This is a genomic window from Pantoea sp. 22096 (assembly GCF_052045955.1).
Classification (GTDB): domain Bacteria; phylum Pseudomonadota; class Gammaproteobacteria; order Enterobacterales; family Enterobacteriaceae; genus Pantoea; species Pantoea alfalfae.
Map to the genome: position 1 here is coordinate 68,150 of NZ_JBQEPW010000010.1, position 9,793 is coordinate 77,942.

7 protein-coding genes are annotated in these 9,793 nt (G+C 56.3%); 4 read left to right on the forward strand and 3 right to left on the reverse strand.

From position 1 onward, the window contains the following. Positions 1-95: 95 nt before the first annotated feature. Positions 96-1,388: an ATP-dependent RNA helicase RhlB gene (gene rhlB / locus ACTJKZ_RS20605; RefSeq protein WP_150013289.1), complete on the forward strand. Its 1,293-nt coding sequence runs from the start codon at positions 96-98 to the stop codon at positions 1,386-1,388. 6 nt (positions 1,389-1,394) lie between these two features. Then, on the forward strand, positions 1,395-2,879 hold the full coding sequence (gene gppA, locus ACTJKZ_RS20610; RefSeq protein ID WP_222924762.1) for a guanosine-5'-triphosphate,3'-diphosphate diphosphatase: 1,485 nt from the start codon (positions 1,395-1,397) through the stop codon (positions 2,877-2,879). A 42-nt stretch (positions 2,880-2,921) separates the two neighbouring features. Here gppA and rep read toward each other — a convergent pair whose 3' ends face one another. Continuing rightward, on the reverse strand, positions 2,922-4,943 hold the full coding sequence (gene rep / locus ACTJKZ_RS20615; RefSeq protein WP_161733871.1) for a DNA helicase Rep: 2,022 nt from the start codon (positions 4,941-4,943) through the stop codon (positions 2,922-2,924). A gap of 75 nt (positions 4,944-5,018) precedes the next feature. Here rep and ppiC point away from each other — a divergent pair, with 75 nt between their 5' ends. Continuing rightward, positions 5,019-5,300, forward strand: a complete 282-nt coding sequence (gene ppiC / locus ACTJKZ_RS20620) for a peptidylprolyl isomerase PpiC (protein ID WP_008926423.1) — start codon at positions 5,019-5,021, stop codon at positions 5,298-5,300. Here the strand turns inward: ppiC and ACTJKZ_RS20625 are convergent, their stop codons facing one another. Both ACTJKZ_RS20625 and pdeH read right to left on the reverse strand, forming a co-directional pair. Next, complete coding sequence (locus ACTJKZ_RS20625) at positions 5,301-7,361, reverse strand: AsmA family protein (protein ID WP_161733869.1); 2,061 nt, start codon at positions 7,359-7,361, stop codon at positions 5,301-5,303. A gap of 63 nt (positions 7,362-7,424) precedes the next feature. Beyond that, on the reverse strand, positions 7,425-8,198 hold the full coding sequence (gene pdeH / locus ACTJKZ_RS20630; RefSeq protein WP_161733867.1) for a cyclic-guanylate-specific phosphodiesterase: 774 nt from the start codon (positions 8,196-8,198) through the stop codon (positions 7,425-7,427). A 281-nt stretch (positions 8,199-8,479) separates the two neighbouring features. Between pdeH and ACTJKZ_RS20635 the strand changes: the two genes are divergently transcribed. After that, positions 8,480-9,412 carry a sugar kinase gene (locus ACTJKZ_RS20635; RefSeq protein WP_440829998.1) on the forward strand — a complete coding sequence of 311 codons (933 nt, stop codon included), beginning with the start codon at positions 8,480-8,482 and terminating at the stop codon, positions 9,410-9,412. Positions 9,413-9,793 lie beyond the last annotated feature (381 nt).

Genomic DNA, 9,793 nt, shown 5'->3' on the forward strand with positions numbered 1-9,793 from the left:
CTGGCGAATTGGCGTAATATATACCAATGTTGGTTGACTTTATTTCATCGGATACGCTTTCGTAAAGCGATAGTAAGCTGATATTCTACCACACTATGAGCAAAACACACTTAACTGAACAGAAGTTTTCCGACTTCGCCCTGCACCCAAAAGTGGTGGAAGCCCTTGATAGTAAAGGCTTTCAATACTGCACGCCGATTCAGGCGTTAGCTCTGCCTTTTACGCTTTCAGGGCGTGATGTTGCAGGCCAGGCGCAAACCGGTACCGGCAAAACGATGGCGTTTCTGACGTCAACGTTTCATCATCTTCTCTCACATCCTGCGGCGGAAGGTCGTCAGGTTAACCAGCCACGGGCTTTAATTCTTGCGCCGACGCGTGAACTTGCTGTGCAGATTCATGCGGATGCCGAACCCCTTACCGCCTCAACCGGCCTGAAACTGGGTCTCGCCTATGGCGGAGACGGTTATGACAAACAGCTGAAAGTGCTGGAACAGGGCGTTGATATTCTGGTGGCAACCACCGGCCGCCTGATCGATTACGCGAAGCAGAATCATGTCAACCTCGGTGCCATTCAGGTCATGGTACTGGACGAAGCCGATCGCATGTTCGACCTCGGCTTTATTAAAGATATCCGCTGGCTGTTCCGTCGCATGCCGCCTGCTACGCAGCGTCTGAGTATGCTGTTCTCGGCGACGCTCTCTTATCGCGTCCGTGAACTGGCGTTTGAGCACATGAACAGTGCTGAATATGTGGAAGTGGAACCGGAACAAAAAACCGGCCATCGCATTCAGGAAGAGCTTTTCTATCCGTCTAACGAAGAGAAAATGCGCCTGCTGCAGACACTGCTGGAAGAAGAGTGGCCCGATCGCGCCATTATCTTCGCCAATACCAAGCACCGCTGTGAAGATATCTGGGGCCACCTGGCTGCCGATGGACACCGTGTTGGTCTGCTGACCGGCGACGTGGCTCAGAAGAAACGCCTGCGCATTCTGGATGACTTCACCAAAGGTGATGTGGATATTCTGGTCGCCACCGATGTGGCCGCTCGCGGTCTGCACATTCCGGCTGTGACGCACGTCTTTAACTACGATCTGCCAGATGACTGTGAAGATTACGTTCACCGTATTGGCCGTACCGGTCGTGCAGGCGCCAGCGGACACTCTATCAGCCTGGCCTGTGAAGAGTACGCGCTGAACCTGCCTTCAATTGAAGAGTACATTGGCCACAGCATTCCTGTCAGCAAGTACAGCAGCGAGGCGTTGTTAACCGATTTACCGCCGCCTAAACGTCTGCAACGCAGCCGTACCGGCAATGGCCAGCGTCGCGGAGGGAATAACGCCAATCGTCGCGGTGCTCCACGCAACAATAACCGCAAACGTTCAGGTTAGGCCACCATGCTCAGCGCGTCGTCACTTTATGCAGCGATCGATTTAGGGTCTAACAGCTTTCATATGTTGGTGGTGCGCGAAGTTTCTGGCAGTATTCAGACCGTCGCAAAAATTAAGCGCAAGGTTCGCCTTGCTGCCGGTCTGGATAAAAATAACCTGTTGTCAGCCGATGCGATGTCGCGTGGCTGGCAATGCCTCAGACTCTTCTCTGAACAATTGCAGGATATTCCCCCCGATCAGATTCGCGTGGTGGCGACCGCCACGCTGCGTCTGGCTGCCAATGCGCAGACCTTCCTCAACACCGCCCAGCAGATTCTCGGCTGTACCATCAACGTCATCAGCGGTGAAGAAGAGGCGCGCCTGATTTATCAGGGCGTGGCCCACACTACCGGCGGTTCCGACCAGCGCTTAGTGGTCGATATCGGCGGCGGCAGTACCGAACTGGCTACCGGCGACGGTTCACACGCATCAGTGCTGTTCAGCCTGTCGATGGGCTGTGTGACGTGGCTGGAGCGCTTCTTCAGCGATCGTCATCTGGCAAAAGAGAACTTCGACCAGGCTGAACAGGCGGCCCGTGAGATGATCCAGCCGATTGCCGCGCAACTGCGTGCGCAGGGCTGGCAGGCCTGTGTCGGGGCATCCGGCACGGTTCAGGCGCTGCAGGAGATTATGGTGGCGCAGGGTATGGATGAGCGCATCACGCTGAATAAACTGCAACAGCTGAAGCAGCGCGCTATACAGTGTGGCAAACTGGAAGAGCTGGAAATTGAAGGACTGACGCTGGAACGGGCACTGGTGTTCCCCAGCGGCCTGTCGATCCTGATCGCTATCTTCCAGGCGCTCAGCATTGATAGCATGACGCTGGCAGGTGGTGCACTGCGGGAAGGACTGGTTTACGGCATGCTGCATCTGCCGATTGACCGCGATATCCGTACCCGCACACTGCACAACGTTCAGCGCCGTTTCAGCATCGATGTCGAACAGGCAGACCGCGTGCGTCAGCTGGCAGAGAGCTTTTTCCGTCAGGTTTCCACGCCGTGGAAGCTGGATCAGCGCTGTCGTGAGCTGCTGCTCAGCGCCTGCGCGATCCACGAAATTGGCCTGAGCGTCGACTTCCGTCATGCGCCGCAGCACGCGGCGTATCTGGTGCGTCACCTCGACCTTCCCGGCTTCACACCGGCACAGAAGAAGCTGCTGGCCTGTTTACTGCAAAATCAGAGCGGCAGCATCGATCTGGCATTGCTGACTCAGCAAAACGCGCTGCCGCCGCGCCTGGCGGAACGGATGTGCCGTCTGCTACGGCTGGCGATTATTTTCTCCACCCGCCGTCGCGACGACACCCTGCCTGCAGTGCGGTTACTGGCAGACGATGATGCCCTGCATCTGACCCTGCCCGCAGGCTGGCTGGAGGCGCATCCGCTGCGCAGCGAACTGCTGGAGCAGGAAAGCCACTATCAGTCTTACGTCCACTGGTTGTTAACCCTGTCGTAATGGCACCCGCGTGAGGCGAATCTCCTTCGCCTCCTGCGAGGTTTAACTCTTCTTCGCCTTATCGAGCATCGCTCTCAACCCGGCGACCCGACTCTGCCCGGTTTTCATCCGCTCTTCCGCACTGACCACTTTGCGCTCGGTCTCCCATTGCAGATCGTCCTGGGGCAACTCCAGCAGGAAACGACTTGGTTCAGGCCGGATTAACTCGCCATACTGCCGGCGCTCGCGACACAGGGTGAAAGTCAGTTCTTTCTGCGCCCGCGTGATCCCCACGTAAGCCAGGCGACGCTCCTCTTCGATGTTGTTCTCATCGATACTGCTCTGATGCGGCAGCAGTCCCTCTTCCATGCCCACCAGGAATACATAGGGGAACTCCAGACCTTTAGAGGCATGCAACGTCATCAATTGCACCTGATCAAGCTCTTCATCACTTTCACCGCGCTCCATCATGTCGCGCAGGGTAAAGCGCGTTACCACCTGCGCCAGCGTCATCGGCTCATCAATATCGCTGCCTTCCAGCATTTCAGTCATCCACTGAAACAGCGTATTGACGTTTTTCATCCGCATTTCGGCGGCTTTCGGGCTGCCGGAGGTTTCGAATAGCCAGCTTTCGTAGTCGATGCCGCGAATCAAATCGCGGACGGCATTCACCGGCTCACGTTCGCTCAGCTGGATAATCTCATTCAGCCAGTGGGTGAAGCGCTGCAGATGCTCCAGACCACGGCCGCTCAGCGTCTGCCCCAGACCGACATCAAAGCTGGCGTTAAACAGACTCTTGCTCCGCAGGTTGGCCCACTCACCGAGCTTCTGCAGCGTCGCCGGGCCAATCTCGCGGCGCGGCGTATTGACGATCCGCAGAAACGCGCTGTCATCCTCGGGATTGGTCAGCACACGCAGATAGGCGAGCAGATCTTTGATCTCAGGACGTGAGAAGAAGGAGGTGCCGCCAGAGATGCGATAAGGGATGCGGTTCTGCATCAGAAACTTTTCAAAGGTCCGTGACTGATGGTTACCACGATAGAGAATCGCGTAATCTTTGTACTGCGTTTTGTTGATAAAGTGATGCGCGATCAGTTCGCCAGTGACCCGCTCCGCCTCATGCTCTTCGCTGTTGGCGGTAAGCACTTTCAACTCGCTACCCTGCCCCAGCTCCGAAAAGAGGCGCTTTTCAAAGACGTGCGGATTATTGGCAATCAGGATATTTGCCGCTTTCAGTATGCGCTGCGAAGAACGGTAGTTCTGCTCCAGCTTCACCACCTCCAGCGCCGGGAAATCCTGATTCAGCAGCACCAGATTCTGCGGCCGTGCGCCGCGCCAGGAGTAGATCGACTGGTCATCATCGCCGACTACTGTGAAGCGCGCGCGTGCACCAACCAGCAGCTTAACCAGTTCATACTGGCTGGTGTTGGTGTCCTGATACTCATCCACCAGCAGATAGCGGATACGCTGCTGCCAGCGCTCGCGCACTTCCTGATTACGCTGCAGCAGCAGCGTCGGCAGCAGGATCAGGTCATCAAAATCCAGTACGTTGCACGCCTTCAGATGCTGGCTGTAGAGGGCATAGCAGTGGGCAAAGATATTATCCTGCTGCGAGCGCGCCAGCGCGGCGGCGCCCTGCGGATCGATCAGATCATTTTTCCAGTTCGAAATGGTGGAGATGAGCTGCTGTAGCAGCGTCTTATCCTCTTCCAGCCACTCTTTGGTCAGCTCTTTTAGCAGGGCGAGCTGATCCTGATCGTCGAACAGTGAGAAGTTGGACTTCATGCCCAGCGCCGCCGTCTCGCGCTTGATGATCTCCAGTCCCAGCGTATGGAAAGTCGAGATCAGCAGGCCACGCGCCTCTTTGCGGCCCAGCGTCTGTGCCACACGCTCTTTCATTTCGCGCGAGGCTTTATTGGTAAAGGTTACTGCGGCGATATGGCGCGCCTGATAGCCGCATTCACGAATCAGATGGGCGATTTTGTTGGTAATCACGCGGGTTTTGCCTGATCCCGCGCCCGCCAGCACCAGACAGGGACCGGTAACAAATTCGACGGCACGTTGTTGGCTGGGGTTTAAACGCATAAAAGAAATCGCCTGATTGAATCAAAAGAAAGGGGTTTATACTGGACGGCAATTATACACAAGCGAGATACCAACATGGCGAAAACCGCGGCGGCTTTACACATCCTGGTCAAAGAGGAGGCGCTGGCAAAAGAGATTCTGGCGAAACTGGCGAAAGGCGGCAATTTTCAGGAGCTGGCAAAGAAGCACTCTACCTGTCCTTCCGGCCGGAAGGGGGGCGATCTGGGCGAGTTCCGTCAGGGACAGATGGTGCCGGCCTTTGATAAAGCGGTCTTTACCTGCCCGCTGCTGACGCCTTACGGGCCGGTAAAGACCGGCTTTGGTTATCACATTATCAAAGTGCTCTACCGCAACTAGTTACTTCTTCTGCTTCATCTGCTGCAGGACGGTGCTGCACTGATTGTCTTCGTTATCGCTTGGCGAGATCATGGCCAGCAGCGCCGCTGCCGGGCCGACGACCGCACCCAGTGCCACAGCAGCGGCACCGCGGGCCAGCAATGGCCCTGCTTTCACGCCTGCATCAGGATTTTTAAAGGTACCGCGCACGTAGAGCGGGGAGCGCAGCGTCACGATGCGGATGCCCTTACTCTCCGGATTCACCGACAGATCCAGTCTCTCACTGGCGAAGTTGGCGTTGCCTGACACATTGATAATCGCGTTCTCGGTATCAAATACAAACAGGTTCGGGGTCGCCACACCATTCTGCAGTCTGAGATCGGTCGCGGCGCAGTTGATACGCACCTGGTCATCGCCAAACAGCTTGCCCACCACGTAGTTACCGACGTTGAGTCCGGCAATCTCCATCAGGCTGCGACTGATCAGCCCATCATTCATCAGCAGCTTAAGCTGACCATTGCTGGTCGCCAGCAGATCGGCCACTGAGTTACCGGTGCCGGTAAAGCTGGCATCGCCATTGAGCTGACCACGGCTGTTCTTCATTGCGTCCACCGTCGGGAAGAGCTGACGCAGCTGCAGCTTACGTACATGAAGGTCAACCCGACCACGCATCGGCGAGCGATCGCCCTCCAGTCGGATGGTGCTGTTGAGACTGCCACCTGCCACACCAAAGCGCAGCGGATCCAGCAGCAGATCGCCGCTTTTCAGCTGTAAGTGGGTGTAGAGATCGCTTAACGGCAGTGAATTACTGTGTTCGATTCGTTTGCCGCTGAACTTCACATCGGCATCCATCACGTCCCAGTTTTTGGTCTCAAATTTATCGTGCGGCAGCACGCGGTCGGCGGGTTGATTCGATTTCTCACCGCGACGGGCTTTGGCCTGCGCGGTTTTTTCACTGCCTTTGCCAGAGTCTACGCCAATCAGCGGCCCCAGATCGGCCATGCGCAGTTGCTCCGAGGTCAGTTCACCGGTCAACGTTGGACGGGGTTTGCCCTGCGTGTAAATCAGGGAGCCATGAATATCGCTGTCGCCAATGTGTCCGTTGAATTTCTCATAACGGTAGACCGCACCTTTTTCGCCATTGAATTTAGCAATCAGATGGCCGTCAGTTTCATAAGGCGGTGTGTCAGGCAACAGGACGCCGGTCAGGCCGTAGAGATTCGCCAGCGTATCGCCCGAGAAGCGCAGTCGCACATTCAGCCCGCCGAGGTTCATTGGATCCTGCAGACCACCGGTGACCTGCACGCGCGTGGAGCCATTGCGCACATCGGCCTGAATCGGGAACGGGGTGTTCTGGCTGCGCAGCGACAGCATGCCGCCGATTTTGCCGTCGCCACTGAGATTCTCGTTGTTGTAGGTGCCACTGGCCTTCCAGCCAAAGACAAAGTTGCCCGCGCCCTTCTGCTGGTCGTTGCCGCCGGCGATCTGCGCGTAAGGCACCGGTTTGCCTAGCGGATTGACCTGCACCGTCACATCTGCACGGTTAACGGCATCGCGATAACGAATCTGGCCCTGATCGAACAGAATATTATCCAGACGGAAGGACCAGGCCGATGGCGCGGCATTCTTCTCATCTTTGTCGCTTTCGGCCAGCGTAAAGGTCCAGTTGTTCTTTTTATCTGCAGTCTGGATCAGTCGGGCATCGGGCCGCTGCAGCTTAATCCATGGAATGAACAGCTCCTTATGCAGCAACGACAGCGGTGACAGCGTGGCATCCACACGTTGCAGATGCACCATGGTGACGTCAGAAATATCTGGCGGATTGCCCAGCATAATATCTTCCGCATGCACCTGCGGCCATGGCACCCAGCGCCGCCAGCCTGCCTCGTCGCGATTTCTCGCCCAGTCGATACCCAAATCTCCCCGTATCGCAAAGGGGCGATTTAATTCGGTAGAGACTTTCTGATTGATGGTGGGTTTCAGGCGATTCCAGTCAAAGGTGGCGATGACGACGATAATCACCACGATTAATAACACCAGAATTCCTGCTACCCAGCTGACTATTTTCCCGGTACGCGACATTACGCTTTCTCCTTGCACATTCACGGTCTGCGTTAAAGATAGTCGAGACGGCGAGCAACGGCATCAGGGAAGCTGGATAGTGAGATGATTCAGTTCAGAAAATGGGACAGGTCGCGAAAAGTAGTAGCCCTGGGCCGCGATAGCGGGGGATGCTTTAACCTGCTGCCACTGCGCTTCCGTCTCCACGCCTTCAACAATGACGCCGTTGCAGTAGCGATTGATCAGCGCCAGCAGCATCGAAAACAGGCTGCGCCCTTCATTGGTGGTGCCCAGCATAGTAAAAAGGTCGCGCGACAGCTTGATGTAATCATATTTCAGTTCGGTCAGCGCCGAGAAATTCGCCATACCCGAACCGAAGTCATCCAGCCACAGCGGCCCCAGTTCAGGTATTTTCGCTACTTTCTCCTCCTGCGGCAGCGCCTGGTGCTCGGTGAGTTCAAAGCGTATCCATGGCAGGCTGGCAATGAGGCGACGAATAGCGGGTCGGTGCTGAATGGCCAGCAGTGAGGGACCGTCTATGTTGACCGAGGCGACCACATCATTGTGTTCGAAAAATGCAGTCCATTCTGCGAGGAGCTCGAGCTGCTCATACACTACGTTCAGGCGCTGAGCGATATCGAGTCCGGCAAACCAGGCTTCAGGCGAGAGATTCCTTTCCGGCGCCATGGGATGATAAACGGCGGTCAGCAGTTCAATCGCCAGTAACCGACCTGTTACCCGATAAATCGGCTGAAACCGATAGCGTCGATGACATTGTTGCCAGAAGAGCGGCGTTTCCGTGTGGAGATTAAGGTCGGTTGAAGACGGCAGCCATTGGCTAATATTCTCCATCACCATGCTATTTTCCTGGTTGGTAATACGTCCCCAAAACGGGAGACTCAAGCGATTATCGTAAATGCCTGTGATAATGAGATGAATGGGGCGGCCGTATGAAAACGGAGAGTTTACCAGCCGTTTCGTTAGCATAATCGGTAAAACAGGCCGAAATTAGCCGCTCTTATCGCCCGGATCGCGGCTTTTCTGCGCCTTAAGTTAAATTAAAACACCGTTTTAAAACCATTGACGTCTGCCATACCAGACGCGAGACTAAGGCGATATTTCACTACAGGTCTGAAACCATGACGCAGAAGAAAATTGCCATCATCGGCGAATGCATGATTGAGCTGTCCGAAAAGGGTGAGAACATTAAGCGAGGCTTTGGCGGCGATACCCTTAACACGGCGGTGTATCTCGCCCGCCAGGTTGATGAGCCGCAGTTGCGGGTCGATTATGTCACCGCGCTGGGGACGGATTCGTTCAGCGATCAGATGATCGCAGCCTGGCAGCAGGAGAAGGTGAATACGGACCTGGTTCAGCGCCTCGATAATAAGATGCCGGGCCTGTATGTGATTGAAACCGATGCCGACGGCGAGCGTACGTTCTGGTACTGGCGCAGCGATGCTGCCGCGCGTTACTGGCTCGACAGCCCGCAATCCGCAGAGATAGCCGAACAGCTGTCGCACTACGATTATCTCTACCTCAGCGGCATCAGTCTGGCGATTCTGCCGCCGGCAAGTCGTGAGAAACTGATGGCGCTGCTGGCCCGCTGCCAGGCGAATGGCGGCAGGGTGATTTTCGATAACAACTACCGCCCGCGTTTATGGGCCGACCGCGCCAGCGCGCAGGCTGCATATCGCGCCATGCTGAACTGTACCGATATCGCTTTCCTGACGCTGGATGATGAACATCTGCTGTGGGGCGAGCAGCCGCTCGATGACGTTATTTCGCGTACCCGTCAGGCCGGTGCCAGCGAAATCGTCATTAAGCGGGGTGCAGAGTCATGTCTGGTCGCTATCGGCGATGCGCCGCTGATTGAGGTGCCTGCGGTACGTCTGGCGAAAGAGAGAGTAATCGATACGACGGCCGCTGGCGATTCATTCAGTGCCGGGTATCTGGCGCGCCGTCTGACGGGCGCTTCTGCAGAGGCCGCCGCGCAGCGCGGACACCTGACCGCCAGCACCGTGATTCAGCATCGCGGTGCGATTATTCCGGCAGCGGCGATGCCAGAGTGATGCTGTAGCAGTTAGCGTCGTGAAGATCTATCTGCGAATATAGATGACGGAAAATGCGCCCTTGGGCGCATTTTTTTGCGCTGCTGGTTATGTCTGGCTGAGTCGCGGTGAGAAGGAGCCTGCACAGGAAACCGGGTCAGATCGGAAAGACGCAAAAAATGTCATCCCTGACACGTTCGGTCCGCGCGATTACGCACCTCATCCCTGAGGTGCGCCCGTTGCCGGGCCAACGCGTTGCGTTGTTCAAAAACGCTCCCGGCGCTTTTAGTACGCACCTCATCCCTGAGGTGCGCCCGTACCCGGGCCAACGCGTTGCGTTGTTCAAAAACGCTCCCGGCGTTTTTAGTACGCACCTCATCCCTGAGGTGCGCCCGTACCCGG

Excerpts from the sequence above, each read along its gene's own strand:
- gppA (WP_222924762.1), top strand. The coding sequence starts at position 1,395 with ATGCTCAGCGCGTCGTCACTTTATGCAGCGATCGATTTAGGGTCTAAC.
- rep (WP_161733871.1), bottom strand. The coding sequence starts at position 4,943 with ATGCGTTTAAACCCCAGCCAACAACGTGCCGTCGAATTTGTTACCGGT.
- pdeH (WP_161733867.1), bottom strand. The coding sequence starts at position 8,198 with ATGGTGATGGAGAATATTAGCCAATGGCTGCCGTCTTCAACCGACCTT.
- ppiC (WP_008926423.1), top strand. The coding sequence starts at position 5,019 with ATGGCGAAAACCGCGGCGGCTTTACACATCCTGGTCAAAGAGGAGGCG.
- ACTJKZ_RS20625 (WP_161733869.1), bottom strand. The coding sequence starts at position 7,361 with ATGTCGCGTACCGGGAAAATAGTCAGCTGGGTAGCAGGAATTCTGGTG.
- rhlB (WP_150013289.1), top strand. The coding sequence starts at position 96 with ATGAGCAAAACACACTTAACTGAACAGAAGTTTTCCGACTTCGCCCTG.
- ACTJKZ_RS20635 (WP_440829998.1), top strand. The coding sequence starts at position 8,480 with ATGACGCAGAAGAAAATTGCCATCATCGGCGAATGCATGATTGAGCTG.